This window comes from Aliiroseovarius sp. B-4 (assembly GCF_056857795.1).
The window spans coordinates 514,499-541,420 of sequence record NZ_JBSXNV010000039.1; the positions used below are offsets into that span (position 1 = coordinate 514,499).

A 26,922-nucleotide genomic window follows, 5' to 3' on the forward strand; every position below is an offset into this window, starting at 1 on the left:
AGGGCGGGGGTTTATCCCCGCCTTTTCTAATTTTGCAGCAAAGAATTTTCCCAGTTTCTGAGAAAGCTCTGCCGCTTCAGACTGTCAAGAAAGACCAATAGGCCGGGTCCATACCGAATGGGTCTGAGCGACGGGTTCGCGCGCAGGGCGGACGGATCAATGGCGGGCAAGCCGGTGGCATCCACCAAATCCTTGCGGGATTTCAGGCTCAGCAGAAAATCCAGCATCGCGCGGGCGTCGTCGACGTTCTTCGCTGTGCGCGGGATCAGGACGGTGCGCGACATGATATTTACATAGTCGCTCATCTCGATGATCTGATAGCCACCTGTATTCTTTTGCTGGCTTGCCGCATAGCTGCCCAGCACGTTATAGGCCAAGGCCAGCTTGCCAGATGCCACGTCACGGATCATGTCGCCCGAGCAGCAATAAAGCTTGGCATCCAGACGCCCCATCACCTCCATCAGCCGCCAGAACGCATCAGAGTTTCGGCTGTCCTGCGTCGCCATCAGATAGCCAAAGCCGGAACGGCGCACGTCATAGGTGCCGATTTTGCCCTGAAACCGTTCCGGGTTGGCGCGCAGAAGGGCAATCAGTTCATCCCGGTTTTGCGGTGCTTCGCCGGGTGGGAAAAATTGGTCCGAGACCACGACCACCGCTGGCTCCTGCGTGAAAGCAAACAACTGATCACGCCAACTGGCCCAAGCGGGCAGGGCGGTCGAGGTGGTTGGGGTGTGGTTCAGTGCAAAGCCGTCATTTGCCAACTTGGTCTGCAAATCCATTGCCGAGGATATGGCAAGGTCGAAGGTCGCCCCCTCGTCATACAACGCCTTCATCAAGTCGGTTGTGCCTGTTACGACATAGTCGACAGTTACACCCGGTTGGCTGGCTTGAAAGGCGCGGATGATCGGATCGAACACATCAAGATCGGCGGTCGAGACGACGCTGAGCCTTGCTCGTTCGGATGTCGCTTCGTATAGGCGACGATCCTCGATCTCGAAACCCGCTGCCACACTGGCAGACAGGGCCAACCCAAGAACTGCTGACACTAGTCGCGCGGAAATACCAGCGAAACACATGCGCCTTCCCCCTTTTCATTCGGTGAAATTTCCAACCGTCCGCCATGCGCTTTCGCGACCTCGTCCGCGATGGTAAGCCCAAGCCCAGACCCCACGATGTCGCCGACATTCGCGCCGCGCGTATAGCGGGTCGTCAGGCCAGACAAATCCGTGTCACCAAAGCCTCGTCCCTGATCCGTGATTGACAGGGTGATATTATGATCAAGAATGACGCGGGCGGTGATGTTGCTGTCGTCCGGCGAATACTTGATCGCATTGTCGAGAATGTTTTGAAGCGCGGCTTGCAGCAGGATGCCATCGCCCGTGAATGCCACAGGCTCGGTGCCAAGCTCGCGCTGGATCGCGATGTCTTTCAGGTCGGCGGTGGGGCCAAGCCGGTCGCAGGTTTCAGCCATAAGCCCTTGCAAGTCGAGCGCGTCTTGCGCCAAGCTGTCGGCCCGGAACGTGACCATCGCATGATCCAGCATCTGCCCGGCCGAACGTGAGCTTTCGTCGATGGCGCGGATCATCTCGCGGATCGCCAGTTTGTGTTCGGGTTTGTTCAGCTTGCGGTGAGTGATCTCGGCCTGCGCGCGAACGGTTGCAAGCGGGGTGCGCACACGATGCGCGGCCTCGGTGATGAAGTCTTCGGTGCGCGACAGCGACGCCCTGAGCCGCGCCATAAAGGAATTGAGGGCATTGATCAGCGGCACAAGTTCATCGGGCGCATCGGCCTGAACGGGGCGCAGATCGGTCGGTCCGCGACGCGTGACCGATCCTGTGATCCGTGTGATCGGTGCCAGCGCCGAGCCGGCAGCCCACAGGCTGAGCGCGGTGGCCAGCAGAAAAAAACCGACGCCAATGCCCGTCGCCGTCGCGGTGATTTGCCGGGAAATGGCCGCAAGCCCCTGACGGGTTTGCGCCACCGTCACCACCACTTGCGCCGCATTCGCCCCGGTGCCAACCGGGCGCGTGACCGAGACAGCGCGTATCTCGTCGCCACGATAGAGCAGCGTCTCGACGCTTGGTGCGCTGAGGCGGGGCGGGACTTCCGGTTGCGGCAGATCGGCATACCCGGTCAGTGTCTGACCTTCCGAAACGACACGATAGAATACCCGATCTTCGTTGATCGACCCCAGCATGGACAAGGCCGAATACGGCAGATCAAGCGTGACGTGACCGTCCTCGCTGCGCAAACTATCGGCAATGGCTGTGGCAGACGCCGACAGGATGTCATCCTGCGTGCCTTCGGCGGCCCGTTCGGCCACGCCGCGCACGACCAGAAAAAAGGCCAGCGACAAGACGGCAGCGACAAGGGCAAGCTGAATGAACAGCCGCCTGCGGATTGATCCGATGATCTTCACCGGGCGACCATCCGATAGCCCATGCCGCGCACGGTTTCGATCTTTGCGCCCGATCCTTCGAGCCGCTTGCGCAAGCGGCCCACATAGACTTCGATTGCGTTTTCGGACGCCTCATCCGACAAGGAAAAAAGCCGGTCAATGAGGTGAGTTTTAGAGAAGACCTGTCCGGGGGCTGCAAAAAACACCTCGAGCAAACGAAGCTCGCGGTTTCGCAGCGACACGGTCTGGCCGTCAAATCGCAATTCGCCTTTGGTCGAATCAAGCGTTGTCTCTTCAAAGGTTGTCGTGTTGTCCGCCGCGCCGCCCTGACGCCTGAGAACGGCGCGCACGCGGGCTTCCAACTCGGAAAAGTCGAAGGGTTTGACGATGTAGTCATCCGCCCCGAGGTCCAGCAATCCGACCCGATCAGATACCGACGACCGAGCGGTAATAACGATCACCGGCGTGCGTCTTTCGGCCTGCCTTTGGCGTTCCAGAAAATCGCGGCCATCGCCGTCAGGCAGCATAATATCCAACAAAATCAAGTCGTAATCGGCAACGGCGGTCAGGTCAGTTGCATCGGACAAAGTGCCAGCGTGATCCACGGCGTGACCATCCAGTTGCAATCGCTCGACCACGACGCCAGCCAGCTTTGGATTGTCCTCGATCAGAAGGAACCGCATAAGTTGCCCTTTTTTCTGCTGCGTGACAGGTTGGTGTCAGGTTCAGGCGATTGGGTCTGAGCATGGGCGGGTGTAACGCCCCTGTCAAATGGGAGGAACTAATGACAAAACGTCTTTTCAAGGCGCTGGCGACCAGTGCCGTATTGGGCCTTGGTGCCACCACCGCAGCAACCGCTGCCGAATGTATTGCACCGGCCAACCCCGGCGGTGGCTGGGACTTCACCTGCCGTCAGATCGGCAAGATCATGTATGACATTGGCGCGGTGGACAAACCAATTCAGGTCACGAACATGGCAGGCGCGGGTGGCGGTTTGGCGTTCAACCATGTTGTGTCCGAACGCAACGAAGATGCCGACCTGATCGTCGCGGCGTCGTCGGCAACCTCGACCCGTCTGGCGCAAAACGCTTATGCTGGCATGACGGCAGATCAGGTTCGCTTTGTCGGTGCCATCGGTGCCGATCCCGGCGTGATCGTTGTTGCGGCAGACAGCCCTTACCAGACGTTGAATGATCTGGTCGAGGATGTGAAAGCCAATCCGGGCAGCGTTGCGTTCGCTGGTGGGTCGGCGGTTGGTGGGTTTGACCACCTTAAGCCTCTGATGATCCTGCAACGTGCAGGTGTCGAGGATGTGAAGGCCGTGAAATACATCGGTGTTGACGGTGGTGCAGATGCGATCACCCAAACCGTTGGCGGGTTCACCCAGGCGATGTCGGGCGATATGTCCGAAATCGTCGGCTTCCTGAAATCCGGCGACGTGCGAGCCATTGCGGTTCTGACCGAAGAACGCGTGCCGGGCTTTGAAGACATTCCCACCGCGAAAGAGCAAGGCATCGACGTTGTCGCCGTCAACTGGCGTGGGCTTTATGTGCCCAAGGGTATCAGCGACGATGACTTCAACATGTGGGCTGAGCGGCTGCAACAAGTTGCAGACAGCGATGAATGGAAAGAAGCCATGGCCGCAAATGGTCTGGCGCCGTTCACCAAGGTTGGCAACGACTTCCAGTCTTACGTTGACGGTGTGGTATCCGAAATCCGCGCTCTGTCGAAAGAGATCGGGGTGATCCAGTAATGGCCTCTGACCGTATCTTCGGAGCGGTCGTGACCCTGGTGGCGCTGGCATATGTTGCCAGCGCCGCACAGATCCAGACCAGTTTCATGGCGGATCCTGTCGGGCCAAAGACCTTTCCCATCCTGATCGGAAGCGTTGCGGCTCTGTGCGGGATTATCGTCGCTGTGAAGCCTGACCCGGATCCTGAATGGCCAGTGCTGGCCACGTTTGGCTCTCTCGCGCTCGCTGTTGTTGTGTTGGTGGGCTATGCCTATGCGCTGAAACCACTTGGGTTTCTGATCCCGACGGCGATCACGGCCACCATTCTGAGCTATCAAATCGAGCCGCGCGCCTGGCGCGCCGTGCTGGCCGGGATCGGCCTGTCCGTTGGCTTGTTCCTGATCTTCAAATTCGCGCTGGGCCTTGGGCTTGTGCCCTTTCCCAAATCGCTGACCGGCTGAGGAAATCCCCATGGAATTACTCTCGAACCTCGCGATCGGATTCGAAATCGCGCTGTCTCCTTATACGCTGATGCTGGCCGTGATTGGCTGTTTCATCGGCACAATCATCGGCGCGCTGCCGGGCCTTGGCCCGTCCAACGGTGTGGCGATCCTGATCCCGCTGACCTTTACGATGGGGCTGGATGCCACATCGGCGCTGGTCCTTATGACGTCCGTTTACTACGGCGCGATGTATGGCGGGCGGATCAGCTCGATCCTTCTGAACATTCCGGGTGACGAACCGGCGCTGATGACCACGCTCGATGGTTATCCCATGGCGAAGGCGGGTCGTGCGGGTGACGCGCTGGTTCTGTCCGGTGTTGCGTCGTTTGTCGGCGCGTTTCTGGCGACCATCGGCCTTATGCTTCTGGCACCGCTTCTGGCGCGTGTGGCTTTCCTGTTTGGTCCAGCCGAGTATTTCGCGCTTTACCTGCTGGCCTTTGCCACGCTGGGCGGCATGGCATCAAACAACCAAGCCAAGGCAGCGATTGCGTCCTGTATCGGCTTGGGCATCGCGATGATCGGGGTGGACAACAACTCGGGCCTGCCGCGCTTGACCGGCGGCAATATGCACCTGTTCGACGGCATCGACTTCCTTGTCGCCATCGTTGGCCTGTTCGCCATCGCCGAAGTCTTCTTCTTCATCGAAAGCCACGGCAAGAACACCTCTATTGGGGTGAAACTGGAAAAGGTGACGATTCCGTTCAAAGACATCATGGAGTCTGGTTGGACCATGCTACGCGCATCGGTCGTTGGATTTGTCGCGGGTGTGCTTCCGGGGGCTGGGGCCTCGCTGGGCAGTTTCCTGGCCTATATGAGTGAAAAATCCATCGCGGGTGAAAAAGGCGGCTTTGGCACAGGTGTGCCGAAAGGTGTCGCCGCGCCCGAGGCGGGCAACAACGCGGCGGCTGGTGGCGCTTTGGTGCCGATGCTGACGCTGGGTGTGCCCGGATCTGGCACCACGGCCGTTTTGCTGGCGCTTCTGATGACACTGAACATCACCCCCGGCCCGATGTTGTTCACCGAACGGCCCGAGGTCGTTTGGGGCCTGATCGCATCGCTTCTGATTGCCAACTTCGTGCTGCTTCTGATGAACGTGCCGATGGTGAAGATCTTCGTGAAAATCCTGTCCGTGCCGCCATGGGTCTTGTTGCCGGGTGTGACGATGATCAGCTTCGTGGGCATCTATTCTCTGTCCGGCAGTTATTTCGACCTGCTTCTGATGGTGGCGTTTGGGGTGCTGGGCTATGTGCTGCGCAAGCTTGATGTGCCCACCGTTCCGGTCATCCTTGGCATTTTGCTGGGTGGTCATATGGAGGACGCACTACGTCGCGCCATGGTATTGTCGAGCGGCGACTGGACCTTCCTGTTCTCGTCCGGCATTTCAATCACGCTGTGGATCATTGCCGTTGTGGGTTTTGTGGCCCCGATGTTCCTGCGCAATGTTCTCAAGAAACCGCAAAGGATTACTGACTGATGGTAAAGGTGCTTATTCCTTCGGGTGCGTTGGGTCTGGGATATGATCGTGACGCGCTGGCACGAGGGATTGCGGCGCAACCGGACATCATTGCGATTGATGGGGGCTCGACCGATTCGGGCCCTCATTACCTTGGCACCGGCACGTCGAAATACTCGCGTGGATCCACCAAGGCCGAGTGGGCTGATCTGATGGCCGCGCGGGTCGAAGCCGGTGTGCCGCTGATCATCGGAACGGCTGGCACATGCGGCGCGGATGATGCGGTTGACTGGCTGGTTGACATCACCCGCGAGATTGCCGCCGAACGAGGCGAAAGCTTGAAGCTGGCCGTGCTGAAAAGTGGGCAGGATGGGGACGCGATGGCGTCAGCGCTTGAGGATGGGCGGATCACCCCTTTGACCCCTGCGCCCGAAATCTCGGCGGACCTTCTGCGTGACTGCACCAATATTGTCGCGCTGGCGGGGGCTGAACAGATACAGGCCGCGCTTGAGACTGGTGCGGATATTGTGATTGCCGGGCGGACGACCGACACCGCGATTATCTCGGCTTTGCCGCTTGCGCGGGGCTGTCATGCAGGCAGTGTCTGGCACGGTGCCAAGATTGGCGAATGCGGGGCGCTTGCGACGACCAGCCCGAACACAGGAACAATCCTGATCGAGTTTGACGCGGATGGGTTCACCATTACTCCGATGGGCAGGGATGCCCGCGCGACACCTCGCACCGTGTCGGCGCATATGCTGTATGAAAACAACGACCCGTATCGGCTGTATGAACCTGGCGGGTATCTGGATGTGACAGGCGCGCAGTATGCGGCACTTGATGACCGTCGGGTGCGGGTGACGGGCAGCGAATGGGTTGAAACAACACCCTACACCGTGAAGCTGGAAGGCGCGCGGCGCGCCGGGTTTCAAACCGTGTCATTGGTGTTGGTGCGTGATGCGCATTACGTGGACAACATACGTGCCTGGGTGGATGACATCCGGACAAAGTGCACCGCCAAGGCAGCGGCGCGTGTAGGCGGAGACTTCCATATCGAACTGCGGATCATCGGCGCTGACGCCACGCTTGGTGCGTTGGACACCGGCGCGACACCGGGCAGCGAGCTTGGCGTCATGGGCATTGTCACCGCCGAGACCGAGGCAGTGTCACGCGAAGTGGCGAAGTTGCTGAACCCTTATCTTTTGCACCACCCGCTGACCGAGCAGGAAGAAATGCCGACTTTCGCCTTCCCGTTCTCGCCGCCTGAAATGCCGCGCGGTGCAGTTTACGAGTTCTGCCTGAATCATGTGCTCGCGCTGGACGACCCCATGGAGGCTTTTCGATTGACGATTGAGGAGGTCGGCGCATGACCGCCCTGAAAGACATCGCGGACAAGGTGCGGTCGAAAAATGCAGGACCGTTTTGGCTGACCCTGGATGTTTTCTGTGGCACGGAGGAGGCGTTTGCGCGCATCTCTGCCGGGCTGGATACGGATTTGGTCGCAGAAACGTTCAAGGCCGATCCCGCAACGCTGAAACGGTTCGATATGCAGGAGTTGAACGCGGTGAAGTTCAGCCTGCCGCGCCCCGCTGTGCAGGGAACGCGGGCAGACAGGGACATGCATGGAGCGAGTTTTGCGGTGCTGTTGGGCGAGGTGCAGGTCGATTGACCTGGCGCGATGGCTCACGTTGTGAGCCTGTGAGGGGCGTTGCCCCTCTGCGCTGGCGCGCATTCACCCCAGGATATTTCTGGCCAGAAGAAACAGTGGGTCAGGTCAGGCCGAAGCCCGTGTAGGGCAGGAAGCGCACTGGTGTACCGGGTGCGATCTCGAGTGCCTCGTCTGGCAGTTCGACCAGTCCGGTGGCCCAGCTGAGGCCGGAGATGCGGCCTGAGCCTTCGGATTTGAACACTTCAACCTGGTCTGCATCATTGATCCGCGCGCGCAGGTATTCGCGGCGTCCGGCTTTCTTTGATTTCGAGAAGGCGGCGGGCAGGGTGAAGACCTGGGGCGTGAGCCAAGGGCCTCCGGCGAGTTTCGAGAAAGCTGGTCGGGCAAATATCAGCGTGGTCACAAGCGCGGCAACGGGGTTGCCGGGCAAACCAAAGACGGGTGTGCCGTTCCATTGGGCCAGCGCCAGCGGGCGACCCGGTTTGATTGCTATGCGCCAATGGTGCAGCGATCCGGTCTGTTTCAGCAGGGCCGAGACATGGTCTTCATCCCCCGCCGATGCGCCGCCGGAGGTCAGGATAACATCTGCTTTTGTCGCGGCATCATCAAAGGCTTGGCGCAGCTTGTCCCGATCATCGGCGACATGGCCAAGATCGACAGGCAGATAGCCCCAGTTTTCGACCAGCGACAGCAGCATGGGGCGATTAGCGTCATAGGTGCGACCAACGTCCAGCGTCGTGCCGGGTTCGGTCAGTTCGTCGCCGGTGGACAGGACGCCGACGCGCAGGTGGGTGTGGACCTCTGCGTCCGAGAGGCCGAGGGCAGACAGCAGCGCCACATCCGGCGCGCGCATCTTGTGGCCTGCGGGCAGGGCGAGTTTTCCTGCGGCGACGTCCTCGCCTGCGGCCCGGGCATTTGCGCCGGGTTTCACACCTGCCGGGAACCTCAGCGTCGTTCCGTCAATCCGCACATCTTCCTGCATAACCACGGTGTCGATCCCGTCGGGCAGCAGGGCACCTGTCAGGATGCGGATGGCGTGGCCCATCGGCACGGTGCCTTTGAATGGTGCCCCGGCGGCGGCGCGGCCATGGACAAGGGGCATGTGGATCATGTCGCCAGCCGGAAGGCCTGCATAAGCGAAGCCGTAGCCATCGACCGCCGCGTTCGCACCGGGCGGGTTGGCGCGCACCGCAATATGATCTGTGGCAAGGATGCGTTTTCGCGCCGCGGCCACGGGGATGCGTTCGATCGCCGTCACCGGGTGCAGGCGATCCCTGAGCGTGGCGAGAGCTTCGTCAACGGGCGTCCAGTTGATGCCGGGGGGCAAGGCGAAGCAGTCATTTGCCAGCTTGGGTGCGTGGCGAGAGGTCATGCCGGTCGCATCCTCGATGAACGCGGCGATGGCACCCGTGTCGTCCAGGTCGAACACGGGCAGATCGAGGGTTGGTAGAGGCGTATCGCTGGCCACGGCACGGATGGTTTGGTTCTTTGGCGCAAGCAGGGCCTCACCCGTGGTGGCACGGTGGGCTTCGATCTTCGGATGCGGGGCGGATTTGAACCCTTCGACCAGCACCAGGTCGCAGGGCGTCAGTCGGGCGATCAGGTCAGTCAGCCGGGGTTCGTCCGTATCCCGCAGTTCGTGCAGGATCGACACGCGGGACGATGAGGCCAGCACCACCTCTTGTGCGCCTGCTTCGCGGTGGCGATGGGTGTCCGTGCCGGGGCGTTCCAAATCGACGCCGTGATGGGTGTGTTTCAGGGTCGAGACCCTTAACCCCTTGGCGGCGAAATGGGCCACCAACCGTTCCATCAGCCCGGTCTTGCCAGAGTTTTTCCAACCGGTGACGCCAAAAATTTTCATGTGGCGGTCTCCAGCAGATTTTGTGCGCGAGCAAGGTCTTCGGGTGTGTTCACATTGAAAAATGGGTCAAAGGGGGCAGGGTCAAAGATGGCCATGGCTGCCCCGTGCTTGTCGGTCCATTGGACGACTTTGCGCAACCCACCTTGCAACGCATTGCGCAGATCTTGGCGCAGGGCCACATCCCACAGCCCGAAAGTCGGTTGACGCATGGGGCCACGTTCCGGGTCATTGGTGGCGGCAAGGGCGATGGGCGATTGCGCGTCGGTGGCGGCCTGGGTCAGCCGTTCAGCAAGATCACGAGGGAAGAACGGGGTATCCGCAGCTGCCGAGATCACTTGCGTCGCGCCGCGTGAAGCCGCCCAATCAAGACCTGACAATACCCCTGCCAACGGCCCCACATACCCGTCGATGCTATCAGGCAATACCGGCAACCCGAGATTTTCAAACCGCGTTGGGTCACCATTGGCATTCAGTGCGAGCGCCTCCACCTGTGGCGCCAATCGGTCGATGACTTGTGACAGAAGTGTTCCACCACCCAGAGGCAGCAACCCTTTGTCACCACCGCCCATGCGCGTGGCCAGCCCTCCGGCAAGGATGATACCGACCGGTTTGGTCATTCATCAGCCCCTTTGCGACGATGCTTTCGGTCTTCGTGGGTCACATGGGCCGGATCAATGTCGCGGATCAGACGCGCCTCGCCAGACAGGCAGGTGAAGCGCTGCCCTCGCATGCGGCCGATCAGGGTCAGCCCAACTTCGCGCGCAATTTCGACGCCCCACGCGGTGAAGCCGGATCGCGACACCAGCGCTGGAATGCCCATCTGTGCAGTCTTGATCACCATCTCGGAAGTCAGCCGCCCGGTGGTGTAGAGGATTTTGTCTGCCCCCGAGACGCCGTCGGACAGCATCCAACCTGCCACCTTGTCGACGGCGTTGTGTCGGCCAACATCCTCCATATATACAAGGGGACGATCCTCCTGGCACAAGACGGTGCCGTGAATGGCGCCGGCTTCAAGGTAGAGCGACGGGGTTCGGTTGATCTTTTGTGCAAGCGCATACAGCCACGAGGTTTTCAGCGGCGCGGCTGGCAGGGTCAACCCCTCCAGCCCTTCCATCATGTCGCCGAAAACGGTGCCGACTGCACAGCCTGAGGTGCGCGTTTTGCGTGCCAGCTTATCCTCGTAATCCGTTTCGATTTCGGTGCGGACAACGACCGTTTCGATGTCTACATCATAATCCACACTGATGATGTGATCCGCATCGGACAACATGCCCTGGTTGCGCAGAAACCCAAGCGCCAGATATTCAGGATAGTCCCCGATGGTCATCGCGGTGACAATCTCGCGCTTGTTCAGGAAGATTGTCAGCGGGCGCTCTTCGACAACCGATACACGGATGGGCGCGCCTGCTTCGTCAAAGCCATCCACTGCCCGTGTCAGGCGTGGATCGGCGGGGGCGGGCGCGATCAGATAGTCGGAAAGATTGTCTTTGGTGGCCAATTGCAACTCCTGCCATGACGCCGTAAGCGTAGTGTGCAACTTAGGGTCCGATCATGAATTCGTCCAACCCCAAAAGACACTTCCTGCGCGGTATGCGTGATGCGCTGCCGTTTATCCTGGTGCTCGTTCCTTTCGCCGCGCTGTTTGGCGTGGTGGCTACCGAAGCCGGGTTGAATGTAGTCGAGGTGATGAGCTTCTCAGTGCTGGTGATCGCTGGGGCCGCGCAGTTCACCGCCATTCAACTTATGACTGAGAATGCGCCGACGATCATCGTGATTCTGACCGCGCTTGCGGTGAACCTTCGGATGGCGATGTATAGTGCGTCTCTGACCCCCTATCTGGGGCAGGCACCCATTTGGAGACGCGCCATAGCTGCTTATTTCATGGTGGATCAGCCTTATGCCCTGTCACAGATCAAGTTCGAGATGGAACGCGATCTGACCGTGTCAGAACGATACGCCTATTACTTCGGTACGGTCGCTCCGCTGGCACCGTTTTGGTATGGCTCAAGCTATGTGGGCGCGGTTGCCGGAGCGCAGGTTCCGCCGGCCTTCGCGCTTGATTTCGCGATGCCGATTACCTTCCTTGCTATGATTGCGCCCGCTTTGCGCACCTTGGCGCATGTGGCCGCCGCGACGACATCCATTATTCTGGCGCTTTTGATGGCGTGGATGCCCTATGGATCGGGTCTTCTTGTGGCCGCAATCGGTGCAATGATCGTCGGGGCACAGGTCGAGCTTCTGACAGCAAGAAAGGCGCGGCAATGATCACCGATCACACCATGATATGGATTGTCATTGTCGCGTTGGCGGTTGGCAGTTTTCTGATCCGGTTCAGCTTTCTTGGAATAGTCGGCGATCGTCCGATGCCGGAATGGCTGTTACGCCACCTGCGCTATACGCCTGTAGCAGTGCTGCCGGGGCTGGTTGCGCCACTGGTTCTGTGGCCGGCTGCGACCGGCGGGATGACCGATCCCGCCCGACTGGGCGCGGCGCTGATGACGCTCAGCGTCGGGTATTTCAGCCGCAATGTGCTGGCCGCAATCCTGTCAGGTGCAGCCACACTTTACGGCTTGCTCTATTTGCTGGGATAGCCGCGCGGGTCAGATGCCGCGCGTCAGGATTTCGCCGTTTTCTTCCGGATCGTCATCATAGAACTTGCGTTCGGTTACACCCGGCAGGGCACCAAACTGTTTCATGACCCTATTGGGAAACCAAGCAGGCGAGATCGATTCAAATCCAGGCAGGTCGCGTAGGATCGAACCTACCGAGATGGCGCATTGTCCTTTCGGCACCGCACCATAGCGTTCAACAGCACGGATGGCCATTTCCGCCACTTGCGGGCTGACGACAATATCTTGCCGGACAACGTGATAGGTGATGCGGGCGTGGTAATCGACATAGAAATCGACGGCTTTGTCGGTCATGCCGTAATGCACATCGTTTCGTTCAGGCAGGTTTGGATGGCGCCATGTGCCGGCCGGATCAAAGATCAGGCGCTCGGACCCATTGATCAGAAGAGACGAGTGTGCGCCTGCTCCGGTTTTGTTTGAAATCACGGTGAACAGCGTGATTGTGGGTGGACCGTCATGACGGTATTTCGCACGCGCCACGTCTTCATCGCTGGCCCAGACTTTCTCAGCTCCGCCGCATGCCGCCAGGGTAAGTAACAGCGACACAGCTATGATCAATCGCATCATCGAAGTATTCCACCTTTGTAGTCGAGCTGTTGTATCAGGCGTTGAATATCGCCAGCAGGGCCAGAATGACCAAAAAGGCAATCACCGCACGGGCCGAGAATTTTACAAAACCTTCGAAGGTTTTTTCCTGTGCGCCGGTGTCCATCGTTCCATGTACGTGATCTTCCATCTGTGTCGTCCTGTTCACAAAAAAGCGTTGATACTCCGAATAACCGATTTGAAACCACCTGTCACGGGCTGGATTGCAGGTCAGGTTGTCGGTGCGTCGTCCTCTTCCAGTTCGGCTGCCAGCCGAAACCCGATGCGATTGGGGGCTTCGCTTTCCACCAGCTTGGGCAAGGCACGCAGCATCACCGACAATTGGCTGACATGCTGGATCAGCTGGGTTTTCATGCCCTCTCCGTCCGACCCATAAAAGGTCAGCACATCGGGGTCGAAATAGCCGATCCCTTCGATCCGAAGCACACCCGCGTCGCCGCCGGTAAAGCCCATGGCGACCTCGTGTTCATTGTCCAATTGTTCCTCGAAATTCTTGATATAGAGAATCAACCGCTCATAGGCCCATTCCGCCGGGCTTTTCTGCTCCAGCGGTGTTTCTGCAATTTTTTTCGGCAAGGGTTTGTCATCAACGACAACGGGCCCATCCTGACTGCACTTGGCGGTATGCGCACGGGGTGGGTTTGAGCGGCTTGTCTGCTTTTTCTGCGCCATCTGGCCTCACAACGATCTACAGTTCACTGAACCCTTTGTGGCACAAGCGCACAAGTGCGTCACGTGATGAACGCGTGATAGATTTTTATCTCGCATTTGGGTGCAAGAGTTGGTCTTGATCAGGGGCATCTGGTCGTCGCGGAGGAAAGACTGTGAAAATTGGCTTCGTTGGTCTGGGAAATGTTGGGGGCAAACTGGCGGGCAGCTTGTTGCGCAACGGCAAAGATTTGACCGTGCTTGATCTTAATCCAGACCTTGTCGAAAACTTCGTCGCGCTTGGGGCGGATGCGGCAGACGATCCCGCAGCTCTGATGCGCAAATGCGATATTGTCATTACCTGCCTGCCGTCGCCTGCTGCGTCGGATGCGGTGGTCAGCCAAATGCTGGATCACGTGCAGCCGGGAAAAATCTGGCTGGAAATGTCCACCACCGACGAGGCCGAGGTCAAACGTCTGGGCGCAGCGGTGATCGCCTGCGGCGGTGAGGCTGTCGATTGTCCTGTGTCGGGTGGATGCCATCGGGCGGATACCGGCAATATCTCGATCTTCGCGGGCTGCGAGCGCGCAACTTTTGAACGGGTGCTGCCCCTTCTGGCCACGATGGGGCGGCGCGTACTGCACACGGGTGCGCTTGGGTCGGCATCGGTTCTGAAGGTCATGACCAACTATCTGGCAACTGCCAACCTGCTGACCTGCTGCGAAGCGATGGTGACAATGAAAGCCGCCGGGCTTGACCTTGCGACGACCTATGAGGCGATCAAAATCTCGTCCGGCACGTCGTTTGTGCATGAGACCGAAAGCCAGGTGATCCTGAATGGATCGCGCGATATTTCTTTCACGATGGATCTGGTGAAGAAGGATATTGGTTTGTTTCAGGCCATCGCGGACCGGGCCAATGTGCCGCTCGAAATTTCACCTTTGATGATCGAGATATTTAATGACGGCATCGCGCGTTACGGCGAACGTGCGCAGTCAGACGACATCATCCGCAGGCTGGAAGAGGCGACAGGACTGAACATCACTGCCCCCGGCTTCCCTGCCGAGATGGTGGACGACGAGCCGGAAGAAACGGGATATGAGGTGGTGCCGCGCGGGCGCAGCTAGGCTTTTTGCCACAGCCATGCGCCGTCCTCGCGCCGGGTGCGTGTGACGCGTCCTCCATGCAGCAGGTGGTTCAGGTGGCCCACGGCTTCGACCAGCGCCAACCCATATTCACCCCCCGAAATCTCGCGCTTGAACAGCGGGGGGAAGCAGTCGCCGGCCACATGGGGGTCGGCCAGAAAATCCTCCAGCCGGTCCAGCGCGTGGTGGTGATTGGTGATCAACTGGCGCATTCGTGTCGGCAAGCCGGTGAAGGGCAGTTTGTGGCCCGGCAGGACAAGTTGGTCCGGGGTCGCGTATTGCGACAGGCGTTCGCAGGCTTCCAGCCATTCCCCGACCGGGTCGGCCTCGGGTTCGGTGGCATAAACCCCTAGATTTGGGCTGATCGTTGCCAGAAGCTGATCGCCGCCGATCACCAGCGCGCCATCGGTCGACCAGAACGTCGCGTGTTCGGGCGCGTGACCGTTGCCGATGCGCACAACCCAATCCCTCGCGCCAAAGTGGACGCGGCTGCCTTCCTTGATCCGTTTGAACCCAAGCGGCATGTCAGCCACGATGTCTGCATAATTGAAGGGTCGTTCGGTCAGGCGCTTCTCGTATACGTCAGGTGCCATACCAGCCGCGCGCCAATAGGCGAGGGTTTCGTCCACCGGCACCATCTGCTCGTCCAGCAGCAACATGCGCGCGAACAGCCATGCGGTGCATGTGGTGACAAGTTCTGCCCCGTGGTCACGTTGAAACCAACCGGCCAGCCCGACGTGATCGGGGTGGTGGTGGGTGACAATCACCCGCGCAACGGGTTTGCCCCCCAACGGACCCGCCAACAGACTTTCCCAGATGCGGCGGGTTTTCTTCGAGTCAAAACCTGTATCGACAATGGTCCATCCTTCGGGGTCGTCGAAGGCAAAGACGTTGACATGATCCAGCGCCATCGGCAGCGGCAGGCGCATCCAAAGGACGCCCTTCGCCACCTCGACCGCTTCGCCTTCGCCGGGAATGTCCGGGAAAGGGAAGCGCAGATTGCCTGGTGCCGGTTTGTTCACGATGCCAGATCTTCCGGGCTGAGCGTGTAAAGCCCCGCCGCCCCGGTGCGGGCTTGCACGAATTGTGCGGTATGTTCCGGCAGAAGACGGTTGATATAAAAGCGCGCGAGTTCCGACCGTGGCCCCTTGCCCCCTTCGGCAATCGCGGCGCGCAGGTGGTAGTGTGATCCCAGCACGCGGGCAAAGCCCATCAGGAACGGGACCGCACCGGCAAAGCGATCCTGCATGTCCGATTGTTCCACCATCCATTCGATGGTTTCGCGCAAGTCTTCGGCCGCCGACCAGACCGCCTCGGACATGTTGGGGAAGTTCGCACGGGCGGCTTCGGCCTGGCTTTCAATCTCGTCCAGCAGGCGGAAGGCAGCTTCGCCCCCGTCCATCATCTTGCGGCCGACAAGGTCCATCGCCTGAATGCCATTCGTGCCTTCGTAAATCGCGGTGACGCGCACGTCGCGGGAATGCTGGGCGGCGCCGGTTTCTTCGATGAACCCCATGCCGCCATGCACCTGAACGCCAAGATGGCTGACAAGCATACCAACCTCGGTGCCGTAGGCTTTGACGATGGGGGTCAGAAGGGCCGCGCGCGCCTTCCAGTCGTCGTCACCCGTTGCGCGCGCCATATCAATCGCAAGCGCCAGCGACATCGCCATCGACCGTGCGGCAAAAAGTTCTGTGCGCATCTGGGTCAGCATCCGGCGCACATCGGCGAAGTCGATGATTGTGCCAGTGCCCGCCTCGCCCAACGGGGTGCGGCCCTGCTTGCGCTCCATCGCATAGGCCAGTGCTTCCTGATAGGCACGCTCGCCCACGCCGTAGCCCTGCACCCCCACGCCCATGCGCGCGTTGTTCATCATGGTGAACATGGCGGCCATGCCCTTATGCGGTTCGCCAACCAGCCAACCCTTGGCACCTTCGAAGGACATAACGGCGGTGGGGCTGCCATGCAGTCCCATCTTGTGTTCAAGGCTCACGACGCGCAGGTTGTTTGGTTCGCCCGGATTTCCATCGGCGTCAGGGATCAGTTTCGGGACCATGAACAGGCTGATACCCTTGGTGCCCGGTGCGCCATCTGGCAGCCGTGCCAGAACAAGGTGGCAGACATTCTTGGTGATGTCATTGTCGCCCCAGGAAATGAAGATTTTCTGTCCGGTGATCGAAAAGGTGCCGTCGCCATTGTCTTCGGCCTTGGTGGACAGCGCACCCACATCGGACCCGGCCTGCGGTTCGGTCAGGTTCATCGTGCCCGCCCATTCGCCTGAAATCAGCTTGGGCAGATACAGGTCTTTCAGCGCGTCCGAGGCGTGATGCTCCAGCGCTTCGATCTGGCCCTGCGTCATCAACGGGCAGAGTTGCAGCGACAGGCAACTGGCCGACATCATGTCATTCACGGCGGTTTGCAGCGTCAAAGGCAAGCCCATGCCGCCATATTCGGGATCGGCCGCCATGCCGATCCAGCCACCTTCCGCGATTGCCTTGTAGCCATCCGAAAAGCCGGGCGAGGTGCGCACAACACCGTTTTCCAGCGCGGCAGGTGTGAGGTCGCCATTGCGGTTCAGGGGGGCCAGAATGTCCTCGCACATCTTGCCGGCCTCGGTCAGGACCGCGATTGCAACGTCAGGTGTCGCATCTGCAAACAACTCGGTTTCTGGTAGCTGATCATAGCCGATGACATGGTCGAACAGGAACTGAAAATCGTCGGTTGTCGCGCGGTAGGTCATGGGAGTCCTCGGCAAATCTCTTGGCATCTGGGCGATAGGCCATTAACTGGGCCTTTATTCTTCCTTACTGAAGGTCAGTGGAGTGGCAAAGGAAAACGCAGCGTCATGAGTGCGAACGGCTTGGAAACGGAAATTCTGACCGCCGATCAGGCCGGGATCGCGCGGGCAACAGAGTTGTTGTGTGCAGGTGCCCTTGTGTCGTTCCCGACCGAGACGGTTTATGGGCTTGGGGCGGATGCCACCAACGACCTTGCTGTTGCGCGGATATTCGAGGCCAAGGGCCGCCCCCAGTTTAATCCGCTGATCGTGCACGTGCCCTCGCTGGACGCGGTGTCCGACATCGCAGTGCTGGATGGTGCGGCCCTTGATCTGGCGCAAGCCTTTTGGCCGGGGCCGCTGACCTTGGTCCTGCCGCTGAAACCTGGTGGTTCGCTGTCTGCCCTTGTCTCGGCCGGCCTTCCCACGGTTGCGGTGCGTGTGCCGGCCCATCCACTTGCACAGGAATTGCTGACAGTCGCGGGTGTTCCTGTCGCCGCCCCCTCGGCCAACCCGTCGGGGCGGATCAGCCCGTCGACGGCCCAGCATGTGCTGGACGGATTGTCGGGCCGGATCGAGGCTGTGTTGGACGGTGGTCCCTGTGAGGTAGGGTTGGAAAGCACGATTGTCGGGTTCGACCCAGCCCCCGTTCTTTTGCGCCCCGGTGGCCTGCCGGTCGAAGCGGTCGAGGCAGCGCTAGGTGGCCCCATCGCCACCCGTCAGACCAACGCAGGCATCAATGCGCCCGGCCAACTGTCGTCGCATTACGCGCCCGACGCCGCATTGCGCCTGAATGCCGATGCCGCACGCCCGGGTGAACGCCTGCTGGGGTTTGGTCATGTCGATGCTGTTCTGAACCTGTCCCCGTCCGGCGATCTGGTCGAGGCGGCGGCAAACCTGTTCCGGTATCTGCACCAGTTGGATGATGACGGTGATGCCCCGATTGCGGTGTCTCGGATACCCGATCACGGAATGGGGCGAGCGATCAATGATCGTCTGCGCCGGGCGGCGGCCCCTCGTGATTAGGGTGCGATTAGGGTGCGATTAGGGTGCGACTAGGCGTGACCGCCTTCTGCCGACAGAAGCAGCGGGTCGATCCCCAGCTTCGCCAATGCAGCTTTCCACTTTCCTTCGCTGTCATCGGAAAAGACGATCGCCTCTTCCGCGTCGCAGGTCAGCCAGGCGTTTTGCTGTATTTCGGCTTCCAACTGCCCCGGCGACCAACCCGCATATCCAAGCGCGGCCAGTGCGTTTTCCGGGCCTTCACCTTTGGCCATGGCCTCAAGAATATCGCGTGTCGCGGTCATCGAAAACGCGGCATCCACTTTCAGGGTTGAGGCGTCGTTGTCATACTCACCCGAATGCAACACAAACCCCCGCCCGCCTTCGACCGGACCGCCAAAAAAGACGCTTGCCGCTTTGGTCGCAGCGCTTGCATCGATGTCCAGTTGCGCAAGAATATCGCCAAGCGAGACATCAGGCGCGGGTTTGTTGACGATCAGCCCCATCGCACCCTCTGGCGAATGGGCACACATGAAGACGACCGAGTGTTCAAACCGCGGATCGCCCATGCCCGGCATCGCGATCAGAAGTTTGCCACTCAGGTCCATCGAGGTGTTGTCATCTGTGCTCATACTTTCAGCAAACCGCTGTGGGTCGGGAAAGGCAAGCCACAAAGGGGTAAAATGGTGACGATGTTTCCCCGAATTGTGATTTCACAATAGCGGTTTCACGCCTATGTATCGGATCATGAGCTTCAGAACAGTCATATTGGCCGCCGTTGTGGCGCTTGCCGCCTTCGTTTCGCCCGGATTTTCAGGGAATGGATTGCCACCAACGGCCGAGGAAGTGGTCAAGATTGACGTCCTGCCGGGTTGGCGGAACGGACAGGGGCAGCATGTGGCGGCGCTTCGCATCCGGCTGGCGGAGGGTTGGAAAACCTATTGGCGCGCGCCGGGCGAGGCCGGGATACCTCCCCGCCTGAACTGGCAGGGTTCGAAGAACCTCGCCGCCGTGCAGTTCCACTGGCCAGTGCCTGAAGTGTTTGACATCAGCGGCATTCGAACCATTGGCTATGCAAATGAACTGGTGTTGCCGATGACGCTTGTCCCCAAGACCGCCGGACAACCCATTTCACTGACCGGCAATGTCAATCTGGGCGTGTGTCTGGATGTGTGTATGCCGATGGACGCGAAGATCTCGGTCGAATTGCCTGCGCACGGCAGCGGGTTGGCGGCACCGATCAAACAGGCGCTGCGTGAGCGACCGGACACAGCACAGGAAGCCGGACTGCAGCGCGCTGTTTGCAAGGTCGAACCGGCGAAGGGCGGGTTGCGTGTCACAGTGAAGATCGAGATGCCGCAGATTGGCCCGAACGAGGTCGTAGTGGTCGAAACCGCCAATCCATCGGTATGGGCGTCGGAACGCGCAACTATGCGGCAGGGCGGGGCGCTGACCACGGTGGCTGATCTTGTGCACAATTCCGGCACTCCCTTTGTGCTGAACCGTTCCGACTTGCGCATGACTGTCCTGACGGCAGGGCGTGGCGTGGACATTCGCGGCTGCACGGGCAGCTGACCTCCCCAACACATGATCCGACGATCTCGCGGCGATTGGTCGCCCCTGTGCCATATCGTGCCGCCTTTCCCGTTGCGAACACCCCTTGCTGTGCCTATACGGATCAACGACGAAGCCCATCGGGCCAGAGAGGTTGGCTGCCGATGATCGACCCGCGAAGGGGATCGGACGCAGCGTCGTCGATGACAAGGGACAGCCTCTTTGCGCCCAAATTCTGCGTGAAAGGATGTCTGCATGACCCGACTGATACTTCTTGCCCCTGGCCTTTTGGCTGGCCCTGCTTTCGCCGATCCCGGCCATATCGGCGAGATTGCCGGGCACGGACATGTTGGCGGCGTCATCCTGATCGGACTTGCCGCAGCCATCGGCCTTTGGGCAGCACTGAAGGGCTCGAAAGGGGCGCGGGCTCAGGCCGAGACCGCCAGCAAGGACGCCAGCGAAGAGCCGGGCGAAGACGATTTGCAGGAGGCATAACCTATGTCGAAGATTGGTGTGATGATCTGCGGGCATGGCTCGCGCAGTCAGGACGCGGTGGATCAGTTTGCCGTGCTGGCCGAAAAGCTGCCTGCTTTGCTGCCCAAGGACTGGATGACCGATTATGGCTATCTGGAGTTCGCCAATCCGGTGATCCGCGACGGGCTGGACCGTCTGCGCGAAGCTGGTTGCGACCGCATTCTGGCCGTGCCGGGGATGCTGTTTGCCGCGATGCACACCAAGAACGACATTCCGACCGTTCTGAACACCTATGCCAGGAAGCACGGGATCAAGGTCAGCTATGGCCGCGAGCTGGGTGTCGATCCCAAGATGATCGCCGCGGCCGGGGATCGTGTGCGGCAGGCCGTCGATCAGGCCGATGCTGAACACGGCGAGGTGCCGCTGGAAGACACCTGCCTTGTCGTCATCGGACGTGGGGCATCGGACCCGGACGCCAATGGCAACGTCGCCAAAGTGGCGCGTCTGTTGCAGGAAGGCATGGGGTTCGGTTGGTTGGAAGTCGGCTATTCCGGCGTGACGTTCCCTCTGGTTGAACCTTGCCTGAATCACGTCGTGAAACTGGGCTACGGTCGGGTTGTTGTGTTTCCCTATTTCCTGTTCTCGGGCATCCTGATCGACCGGATCTATGGCTTCACAGACAAGGTCGCCGCCGCCCATCCCGAGATCGAGTTCGTGAAGGCGGGGTATCTGAATGATCACCCCAAGGTGTTGGAAACCTTCGCCGAACGCATCACTGAACAGCTTGGCGCCGTCCCGCCGCCCAACTGCGGCACCTGCGGCTATCGCACACAGGTTCTGGCGCTGGACGAGGGCGAAGACCGCACCATTCCGGTGGAAGACCGCGCCAAGCACCCGGCCTATGCCGACGTGCCGCCGCCCACCTGTGTGATGTGCAAATACCGGGTCGAGGTGCTGGGGTTTGAAGCCGAGGTTGGCGCCATTCAGGAAAGCCATCATCACCATGTCGAAGGCCAGGGGGCGTCCGCACCGGGGTCGAACGTGGCCGATTGTTCGTTCTGCGACATGTTCTGCACCGGCGAATGCCGTCTGCATATGGGGCATCACCATCACCACGATCATCATCATGACCACGGTCATGACCATGATCACGACCACCACCACCACCATCATCACGATCATCACCATGATCACGTTCATGCCGAATACCCCCATGCCAAACACCCGCATGGGCCAGAATCAGCCCGTTCGAAATGAGCGAAAACGGCCGCTCGTCGGGCCCCAATGGGGCCACTCCCACGCGCCCCACGCTCAGGTATGAGCGCGATCCGGCGGCGATCTATTCGCAGTCCTTCGCGACCCTGCGCAAAGAGGCGCGGTTGGATCGGTTTCCCGGTGGCATGGCCGCGCTTGCGACCCGTGTGATTCACGCGAGCGGCATGGTCGAAGTTGCGGATCGTCTGGCCTTTTCCGCGAACGCCTATGAAGCAGGTCACGCCGCCCTTAAGGCCGGTGCGCCCGTTTTTTGCGATTGCGAGATGGTCGGGGCAGGCATCATTCGCCGCTATCTGCCAGCGAAAAACGACGTGATCGTCACGTTGAATGATCCATCTGTGCCGGACCTGGCGAAGTCCATCGGCAACACGCGCTCCGCCGCCGCGGTCGAGCTGTGGCTGGACCGGCTGGATGGTGCGGTGGTCGCCGTGGGGAACGCGCCAACGGCCCTGTTCCACCTGCTTGAACTGATCGATTCAGGCGCACCCAGACCTGCCGTGATCCTCGGCTTCCCGGTCGGGTTCGTGGGGGCTGCGGAAAGCAAGGCGGAACTGGCCAACAACCCGCGTGGCTGCGAATTTGTCGCCCTGCGCGGGCGGCGCGGCGGGTCCGCCATAGCCTCCGCCGCTGTCAACGCGCTGGCCGCCGGATTGCCGGAGGAAAACACATGACGACCCCGTGGCTTCACATCGTCGGCATCGGTGAAGATGGCATCGCGGGGCTGACTCCCGCCACCCGGGCGGTCGTTGACGCTGCTGAAGTGATCGTCGGCGGCACCCGCCACCACGACCTGATAGATGGTGATGCAGAGCGCTTGGCCTGGCCGTCGCCTTTCGACAGTCTGATTGACGAACTGACCCAACGATCCGGCAAGCGCGTGGTTGTGCTGGCTACGGGTGATCCGCTTTGGTATTCGGTCGGGGCAAAAATTGGCCGTCACATTGACCCGGCGCAGATCGTTTATCACCCGCAAGTGGGCGCGTTCCAACTGGCCGCCGCGCGCATGGGCTGGTCGATGGCCGATCTGGAAACGCTGACCGTGCATGGCCGCCCGGTCGAGCAGATGATCGCCTTCATTCAGCCTGATATCCGGCTTCTGATCCTGACCACCGGTGCGGAAACGCCAGGCCAGATCGCGTGCTTTCTGAGCGAACGCGGCTTCGGCAAGTCGCGTATGACCGTGCTGGCCCATATGGGCGGCAAGGACGAGGCACGTTTTGATGGTCTGGCAGAAAGCTGGAACCACGAGGTGCCGGAGTTCAACACGCTCGCCGTCGAATGCGTTGCCGCCCCCGATGCGGCCTTGCTGCCGCGTGTGCCGGGGCTGGCGGACAAGCTGTTCCAGAGCGACGGCACCATGACCAAGCAAGAGGTGAGGGCGATCACACTTGCCAAGCTGATGCCGATGCGTGGCGCGCTTTTGTGGGACATCGGCACTGGCTGCGGCTCGATCGCCATCGAATGGATGCGCGGCGCACGCTATGCCCGCGCCATCGGGATCGAACCGCGCGCCGACCGCCGTGCAATGGCCGCCGCGAACGCCTTGGCGCTGGGTGTGCCGAAGCTGGATTTGGTCGAAGGCGAAGTGCCCGCCGCGCTGGACGGTTTGGAAGCGCCCGACGCGATTTTCATCGGCGGTGGGCTGTCGGAACAGGTTTTCGATGCCGCTTGGGCCGAGTTGAAACCCTTGGGGAGACTGGTCGCAAACACCGTCACCATCGAAAGCGAGATGTGCCTGACCGCGCTGCATCAAAAACATGGTGGCCAACTGGTGAAGCTGTCCGTCGAACGCGCAGAGCCTTTGGGTCCGCATTCCGGCTGGAAACCCTTGCGCCCCGTCACCCAGTGGAGCCTGATCAAAAGATGAGCGGAACGCTTTATGGTGTGGGTCTTGGGCCGGGCGATCCCGACTTGATGACCCTTAGGGCTGCGCGGCTGATCGGGGCTGCCAAAGTGGTCGCCTTCCCGACGCTGGAAGGCGGTGCCAGTTTTGCCCGCTCTATTGCTGCGCATCTGATCGCCAAGGACGCGGATGAAATCGCGATGGACATTCCGATGACCGTCGAGCGCGCCCCTGCGCAAAAGGCATATGATGCGGGTGCGGCCAAGATCGCCGCACGGCTTGACGCTGGGGACGACGTGGTTGTTCTGTGTGAAGGGGACCCGTTCTTTTATGGCTCGTTCATGTATCTGTTTGCGCGGTTGGCAGATCGGTTCCAGACTGAAATCGTCCCGGGTGTCACATCCGTCACTGCCTGTGCGGCCCGCGCCCGCAGCCCCTTGGTGGCGCGGAACGAGCGGTTGACCGTCTTGCCCGGCCCGCTTCCAGAAGACGAGTTGCGCGCCCGTATCGAAGGGGCCGAAAGCGTTGCCATCATGAAAGTTGGCCGCCACCTGCCCAAGATTCGCGGCGTGATCGAAGCGCTGGGTCTAGTTGACAAAGCCACCTATATCGAGCGTGCTTCACTGCCGGAGGAGGTCGTGCTTCCGCTGGCGGACGCCCCCGAAAAGGCCCCCTATTTCTCGATGATCCTTCTTGCGAAAGGAAATGATCCATGGCTGTGATGCCTGTTGTAATTTGCCTGAACAGGTCGGGTGAAAACCTGGCTCATCGCGTTGCAAACATATTGGGCGCTCAGGTGCATGGACGTGAGGGTCGTGTCAAAAAGGCGGATGCGTTTTTCCCCAACGCGCTGGATCACGTGCGGATGTTGTTTGCCGCAGGCACACCCATCGTGGGTGTCTGTGCTGCCGGGATATTGATCCGCGCCGTTGCCCCCCTTCTGGCCGACAAAACGACCGAACCGCCGGTTGTGTCCGTGGCCGATGATGGGTCGGTCGTGGTGCCGCTTCTGGGCGGGCATCGCGGGGCGAACCGTTTGGCCAGCCGCATCGCGGAAGACATCGGAGCGACCGCTGCCGTCACCACCGCGGGCGATGTGTCGTTGGGTGTTGCGCTGGACGAACCGCCTTTGGGCTATCGCCTTGCCAACCCCGAAGACGCGAAAGAGGCGATGGCGGAACTGCTTTCAGGCCGGGGCGTGTCCATCGTGGGCGAAAACATTTTCGACATTGAAGACACCGGCGGCGCGGTCGAATTGATCGTGACCGAAGCACCGGTTCAGACCGGCCCGACCCGTCTTGCCTATCACCCGCAACGCTTTGCGCTGGGCGTGGGCTGCGCGCGGGGGGCGGACCCGGACGAGCTTTGGCAGAACGTCTCCGCACAGCTTGACGCGGCCAATATCGCGCCGGGCGCGATTGCCTGCGTGACCTCGCTGGACCTGAAGGCGGACGAGCCTGCGATGAACGTCCTGGCCGCGCGTCTGGGGGTGCCCTTCCGCGTCTTCACCGCCGCAGAACTGGAAGCCGAAACCCCACGTCTCGACAACCCGTCCGACGTGGTGTTTGCCGAGGTCGGCTGCCACGGCGTGTCAGAAGGCGCCGCGCTGGCCGCCGCAGGCCCGGATGCCGAACTTGTCGTGCCCAAGGTGAAAACCGCCAACACCACCTGCGCCATTGCGCGAACGCTTGCGCCGATCACCGAAATGCGCGGTCGGTCGCGCGGCAAGCTGTCCATCGTCTCGATCGGCCCCGGTCAGCACACATGGCGCACGCCCGAGGCCAGCCGCTTGTTGCAAGAGGCCGAGGAGCTTGTGGGCTACGGTCTCTATATCGACCTGATCGGCCCGCTGGCCGCAGGTAAAACCCGGTCTGACTTCCCGCTGGGCGGCGAAGAAGATCGCTGCCGCTATGCGTTGGAACAGGCGGGCAAGGGCAAGAACGTCGCGCTGGTCTGTTCGGGTGATGCTGGCATCTATGCGATGGGGGCCTTGGTCTACGAATTGTTGGATCGCGGCCCCGAAGAAAAAGGCGTCAGCGCCGCCGCGCGCCGGGTTGAAGTTGTGTCCACCCCCGGTGTGTCCGCGTTGCAAGGCGCTGCCGCGCGTGCCGGTGCGCCACTTGGTCACGATTTCTGCGCCATATCGCTGTCCGATCTTCTGACACATCGCGAAGACATCGTGAAGCGTTTGCATGCCGCTGCCGAAGGCGATTTCGTCATCGCCTTCTACAACCCCGTATCGAAGAAACGCCGCACCCTGCTGGCCGAGGCGCGCGATATTCTGTTGAAGCACCGCCCGGCAGATACGCCGGTGATGCTGGCATCCAATCTGGGTCGCCCCACGGAACATATCCGCTATCGCAAGCTGTCCGAGCTTGAGGTGGACGAAGTTGATATGCTGACCGTGGTTCTGGTTGGATCGTCAAACTCGCGCCTTGCCCAATTGGGCGAAGGTCCCCGCATGTTCACGCCGCGCGGCTATGCCCGCCGCATTGATGGAGATCTGTCATGACCGTCTATTTCATCGGCGCCGGTCCCGGCGATCCCGAGCTTTTGACCCTGAAAGCGCAGCGCATCATCGGCGAATGCCCGGTCTGCCTTTACGCGGGCTCTCTGGTGCCGCCAGAGGTCGTCGCCTGCGCGCCCGAAGGGGCCAAGGTGATGGACACGGCGGCGATGACGCTGGACGACACACATGCCGAGATCAAGGCGGCCCACACGCGCGGTCAGGATGTGGCGCGGGTGCATTCCGGCGATCCCTCGCTGTATGGCGCGATTGCCGAACAGATCCGGCGTCTGAACGCCGACGGGATCGACTATCAGGTCATCCCCGGCGTGCCTGCCTATGCGGCTGCCGCTGCGGCCTTGGGGCAGGAACTGACCATCCCCGAGATTGCGCAATCCATCGTGCTGACGCGGATGTCGATGCAGTCCACCTCGATGCCCGAAGGGGAGACGCTTGAGAACTTCGCCAAGACCGGCGCGACGCTCGCCATCCACCTTGCCGTCCGTAACATGCGCGAGATCGAGCGGGTGCTGACCCCCTACTACGGTGCTGATTGTCCCGTCGTCGTGGCCTATCGGGTCGGCTGGCCGGATGAGATGTTCATTCGCGGCACCGTCGCCGACATCCGCAAAAAAGTGCGGGCCGAGAAGATCACCCGCACCGCGCTGATCCTTGTCGGCCCTGCGCTGGATCGTGGGCGAGATTTCAAGGATTCGGCGCTTTATGATCCGGCCAGACCGCATGTGTTGCGCCCTGTGGTCGGTGTCGATCTGGTCGAGGATCACAACACCTGATCCAAACCCGGCAGTTGCGCGTATAACTCCTTAGACGTAGCCCAACACAAGGA

The 26,922-nt window shown here is 60.7% G+C and carries 29 protein-coding genes; 17 read left to right on the plus strand and 12 right to left on the minus strand.

Translation table 11 applies throughout. The features are described 5' to 3' along the window. Positions 1 to 26 precede the first annotated feature (26 nt). Genes AC13C8_RS13485 through AC13C8_RS13495 form a run of 3 tightly spaced genes read right to left on the minus strand, consistent with a single transcriptional unit; the run spans position 27 to position 3,081 of the window. Positions 27 to 1,076, minus strand: a complete 1,050-nt coding sequence (locus tag AC13C8_RS13485) for an ABC transporter substrate-binding protein (protein ID WP_482847785.1) — start codon at positions 1,074 to 1,076, stop codon at positions 27 to 29. Further along, on the minus strand, positions 1,046 to 2,419 hold the full coding sequence (locus tag AC13C8_RS13490) for a sensor histidine kinase (RefSeq protein ID WP_091427975.1): 1,374 nt from the start codon (positions 2,417 to 2,419) through the stop codon (positions 1,046 to 1,048). Before AC13C8_RS13490 ends, AC13C8_RS13485 begins: the two co-directional genes overlap by 31 nt. Beyond that, positions 2,416 to 3,081 (minus strand): response regulator transcription factor, encoded by a 666-nt coding sequence (locus AC13C8_RS13495; RefSeq protein WP_091427977.1) that lies wholly within the window; start codon positions 3,079 to 3,081, stop codon positions 2,416 to 2,418. Before AC13C8_RS13495 ends, AC13C8_RS13490 begins: the two co-directional genes overlap by 4 nt. A gap of 101 nt (positions 3,082 to 3,182) precedes the next feature. On the opposite strand from AC13C8_RS13495, the gene AC13C8_RS13500 reads away from it, so the two are divergent. Genes AC13C8_RS13500 through AC13C8_RS13520 form a run of 5 tightly spaced genes read left to right on the plus strand, consistent with a single transcriptional unit; the run spans position 3,183 to position 7,755 of the window. Continuing rightward, complete coding sequence (locus AC13C8_RS13500) at positions 3,183 to 4,151, plus strand: Bug family tripartite tricarboxylate transporter substrate binding protein (protein WP_091427978.1); 969 nt, start codon at positions 3,183 to 3,185, stop codon at positions 4,149 to 4,151. Continuing rightward, a complete protein-coding gene (locus AC13C8_RS13505) occupies positions 4,151 to 4,591 on the plus strand; it encodes a tripartite tricarboxylate transporter TctB family protein (protein WP_091427980.1) in 441 nt (146 codons plus the stop codon). Before AC13C8_RS13500 ends, AC13C8_RS13505 begins: the two co-directional genes overlap by 1 nt. Before the next feature lie 10 nt (positions 4,592 to 4,601). Beyond that, the gene (locus tag AC13C8_RS13510) at positions 4,602 to 6,107 is read left to right on the plus strand and encodes a tripartite tricarboxylate transporter permease (protein ID WP_091427983.1); all 1,506 of its coding nucleotides are present in this window, start codon (positions 4,602 to 4,604) and stop codon (positions 6,105 to 6,107) included. Further along, the gene (locus AC13C8_RS13515; protein ID WP_482847787.1) at positions 6,107 to 7,456 is read left to right on the plus strand and encodes an acyclic terpene utilization AtuA family protein; all 1,350 of its coding nucleotides are present in this window, start codon (positions 6,107 to 6,109) and stop codon (positions 7,454 to 7,456) included. The genes AC13C8_RS13510 and AC13C8_RS13515 overlap by 1 nt, the downstream gene beginning before the upstream one ends. Next, complete coding sequence (locus AC13C8_RS13520; protein WP_482847788.1) at positions 7,453 to 7,755, plus strand: DUF4387 family protein; 303 nt, start codon at positions 7,453 to 7,455, stop codon at positions 7,753 to 7,755. The genes AC13C8_RS13515 and AC13C8_RS13520 overlap by 4 nt, the downstream gene beginning before the upstream one ends. 100 nt (positions 7,756 to 7,855) lie before the next feature. Here AC13C8_RS13520 and AC13C8_RS13525 read toward each other — a convergent pair whose 3' ends face one another. From AC13C8_RS13525 to AC13C8_RS13535, 3 genes are read right to left on the minus strand one after another with little or no spacing between them, the layout of a single operon-like run. Continuing rightward, positions 7,856 to 9,616, minus strand: coding sequence for a bifunctional molybdopterin-guanine dinucleotide biosynthesis adaptor protein MobB/molybdopterin molybdotransferase MoeA (locus tag AC13C8_RS13525; protein ID WP_482847790.1), 1,761 nt, complete (start codon positions 9,614 to 9,616; stop codon positions 7,856 to 7,858). Next, complete coding sequence (gene mobA, locus AC13C8_RS13530; RefSeq protein WP_091427993.1) at positions 9,613 to 10,233, minus strand: molybdenum cofactor guanylyltransferase MobA; 621 nt, start codon at positions 10,231 to 10,233, stop codon at positions 9,613 to 9,615. Before mobA ends, AC13C8_RS13525 begins: the two co-directional genes overlap by 4 nt. Continuing rightward, positions 10,230 to 11,120, minus strand: a complete 891-nt coding sequence (locus tag AC13C8_RS13535) for a formate dehydrogenase accessory sulfurtransferase FdhD (protein ID WP_091427996.1) — start codon at positions 11,118 to 11,120, stop codon at positions 10,230 to 10,232. Before AC13C8_RS13535 ends, mobA begins: the two co-directional genes overlap by 4 nt. 47 nt (positions 11,121 to 11,167) lie before the next feature. Between AC13C8_RS13535 and AC13C8_RS13540 the strand changes: the two genes are divergently transcribed. Both AC13C8_RS13540 and AC13C8_RS13545 read left to right on the plus strand, forming a co-directional pair. Then, positions 11,168 to 11,881 (plus strand): AzlC family ABC transporter permease, encoded by a 714-nt coding sequence (locus AC13C8_RS13540; RefSeq protein ID WP_482847791.1) that lies wholly within the window; start codon positions 11,168 to 11,170, stop codon positions 11,879 to 11,881. A gap of 14 nt (positions 11,882 to 11,895) precedes the next feature. Continuing rightward, positions 11,896 to 12,207, plus strand: coding sequence for an AzlD domain-containing protein (locus AC13C8_RS13545; protein ID WP_245744627.1), 312 nt, complete (start codon positions 11,896 to 11,898; stop codon positions 12,205 to 12,207). Positions 12,208 to 12,216: 9 nt separating this feature from the next. On the opposite strand, the gene AC13C8_RS13550 is transcribed toward AC13C8_RS13545, so the two are convergent. The 3 genes from AC13C8_RS13550 to AC13C8_RS13560 all read right to left on the minus strand — a co-directional run bounded on the left by AC13C8_RS13550 (position 12,217) and on the right by AC13C8_RS13560 (position 13,524). Beyond that, entirely contained in the window at positions 12,217 to 12,792 is a 576-nt protein-coding gene (locus tag AC13C8_RS13550; protein ID WP_482847793.1) for a hypothetical protein, read from the minus strand. Positions 12,793 to 12,847: 55 nt separating this feature from the next. Beyond that, a complete protein-coding gene (locus AC13C8_RS13555; protein WP_091428004.1) occupies positions 12,848 to 12,982 on the minus strand; it encodes an aa3-type cytochrome c oxidase subunit IV in 135 nt (44 codons plus the stop codon). A gap of 80 nt (positions 12,983 to 13,062) precedes the next feature. Continuing rightward, entirely contained in the window at positions 13,063 to 13,524 is a 462-nt protein-coding gene (locus tag AC13C8_RS13560; RefSeq protein ID WP_407638991.1) for a DUF6173 family protein, read from the minus strand. Positions 13,525 to 13,676: 152 nt separating this feature from the next. Here AC13C8_RS13560 and AC13C8_RS13565 point away from each other — a divergent pair, with 152 nt between their 5' ends. Then, on the plus strand, positions 13,677 to 14,627 hold the full coding sequence (locus AC13C8_RS13565) for an NAD(P)-dependent oxidoreductase (protein ID WP_482847795.1): 951 nt from the start codon (positions 13,677 to 13,679) through the stop codon (positions 14,625 to 14,627). Here the strand turns inward: AC13C8_RS13565 and AC13C8_RS13570 are convergent. Together AC13C8_RS13570 and AC13C8_RS13575 are read right to left on the minus strand one after the other, a co-directional pair. Next, a complete protein-coding gene (locus AC13C8_RS13570; RefSeq protein WP_482847796.1) occupies positions 14,624 to 15,667 on the minus strand; it encodes an MBL fold metallo-hydrolase in 1,044 nt (347 codons plus the stop codon). The two genes, AC13C8_RS13565 and AC13C8_RS13570, sit on opposite strands and share 4 nt — an antisense overlap. Beyond that, positions 15,664 to 17,385 carry an acyl-CoA dehydrogenase family protein gene (locus tag AC13C8_RS13575; RefSeq protein ID WP_482847798.1) on the minus strand — a complete coding sequence of 574 codons (1,722 nt, stop codon included), beginning with the start codon at positions 17,383 to 17,385 and terminating at the stop codon, positions 15,664 to 15,666. The genes AC13C8_RS13570 and AC13C8_RS13575 overlap by 4 nt, the downstream gene beginning before the upstream one ends. A gap of 105 nt (positions 17,386 to 17,490) precedes the next feature. On the opposite strand from AC13C8_RS13575, the gene AC13C8_RS13580 reads away from it, so the two are divergent. After that, positions 17,491 to 18,447, plus strand: coding sequence for an L-threonylcarbamoyladenylate synthase (locus tag AC13C8_RS13580; RefSeq protein WP_482847799.1), 957 nt, complete (start codon positions 17,491 to 17,493; stop codon positions 18,445 to 18,447). Between the two features lie 29 nt (positions 18,448 to 18,476). Here AC13C8_RS13580 and AC13C8_RS13585 read toward each other — a convergent pair whose 3' ends face one another. Beyond that, positions 18,477 to 19,055 carry a YqgE/AlgH family protein gene (locus AC13C8_RS13585; RefSeq protein WP_245744629.1) on the minus strand — a complete coding sequence of 193 codons (579 nt, stop codon included), beginning with the start codon at positions 19,053 to 19,055 and terminating at the stop codon, positions 18,477 to 18,479. Between the two features lie 115 nt (positions 19,056 to 19,170). Between AC13C8_RS13585 and AC13C8_RS13590 the strand changes: the two genes are divergently transcribed. The 8 genes from AC13C8_RS13590 to cobM all read left to right on the plus strand — a co-directional run bounded on the left by AC13C8_RS13590 (position 19,171) and on the right by cobM (position 26,869). Beyond that, positions 19,171 to 19,998 (plus strand): protein-disulfide reductase DsbD domain-containing protein, encoded by an 828-nt coding sequence (locus AC13C8_RS13590; protein ID WP_482847801.1) that lies wholly within the window; start codon positions 19,171 to 19,173, stop codon positions 19,996 to 19,998. A 234-nt stretch (positions 19,999 to 20,232) separates the two neighbouring features. Then, on the plus strand, positions 20,233 to 20,472 hold the full coding sequence (locus AC13C8_RS13595; protein WP_482847803.1) for a DUF6732 family protein: 240 nt from the start codon (positions 20,233 to 20,235) through the stop codon (positions 20,470 to 20,472). 3 nt (positions 20,473 to 20,475) lie between these two features. Next, positions 20,476 to 21,708, plus strand: coding sequence for a sirohydrochlorin chelatase (locus AC13C8_RS13600; RefSeq protein ID WP_482847805.1), 1,233 nt, complete (start codon positions 20,476 to 20,478; stop codon positions 21,706 to 21,708). Further along, a complete protein-coding gene (locus AC13C8_RS13605) occupies positions 21,705 to 22,397 on the plus strand; it encodes a precorrin-8X methylmutase (RefSeq protein WP_482847807.1) in 693 nt (230 codons plus the stop codon). Before AC13C8_RS13600 ends, AC13C8_RS13605 begins: the two co-directional genes overlap by 4 nt. Further along, positions 22,394 to 23,593 carry a precorrin-6y C5,15-methyltransferase (decarboxylating) subunit CbiE gene (gene cbiE / locus AC13C8_RS13610; RefSeq protein WP_482847808.1) on the plus strand — a complete coding sequence of 400 codons (1,200 nt, stop codon included), beginning with the start codon at positions 22,394 to 22,396 and terminating at the stop codon, positions 23,591 to 23,593. The genes AC13C8_RS13605 and cbiE overlap by 4 nt, the downstream gene beginning before the upstream one ends. Then, positions 23,590 to 24,291 carry a precorrin-2 C(20)-methyltransferase gene (gene cobI / locus AC13C8_RS13615; RefSeq protein WP_091428022.1) on the plus strand — a complete coding sequence of 234 codons (702 nt, stop codon included), beginning with the start codon at positions 23,590 to 23,592 and terminating at the stop codon, positions 24,289 to 24,291. Before cbiE ends, cobI begins: the two co-directional genes overlap by 4 nt. Continuing rightward, a complete protein-coding gene (gene cobJ, locus AC13C8_RS13620) occupies positions 24,282 to 26,081 on the plus strand; it encodes a precorrin-3B C(17)-methyltransferase (protein ID WP_482847811.1) in 1,800 nt (599 codons plus the stop codon). Before cobI ends, cobJ begins: the two co-directional genes overlap by 10 nt. Then, the gene (cobM, locus tag AC13C8_RS13625; RefSeq protein ID WP_482847812.1) at positions 26,078 to 26,869 is read left to right on the plus strand and encodes a precorrin-4 C(11)-methyltransferase; all 792 of its coding nucleotides are present in this window, start codon (positions 26,078 to 26,080) and stop codon (positions 26,867 to 26,869) included. The genes cobJ and cobM overlap by 4 nt, the downstream gene beginning before the upstream one ends. Positions 26,870 to 26,922 lie beyond the last annotated feature (53 nt).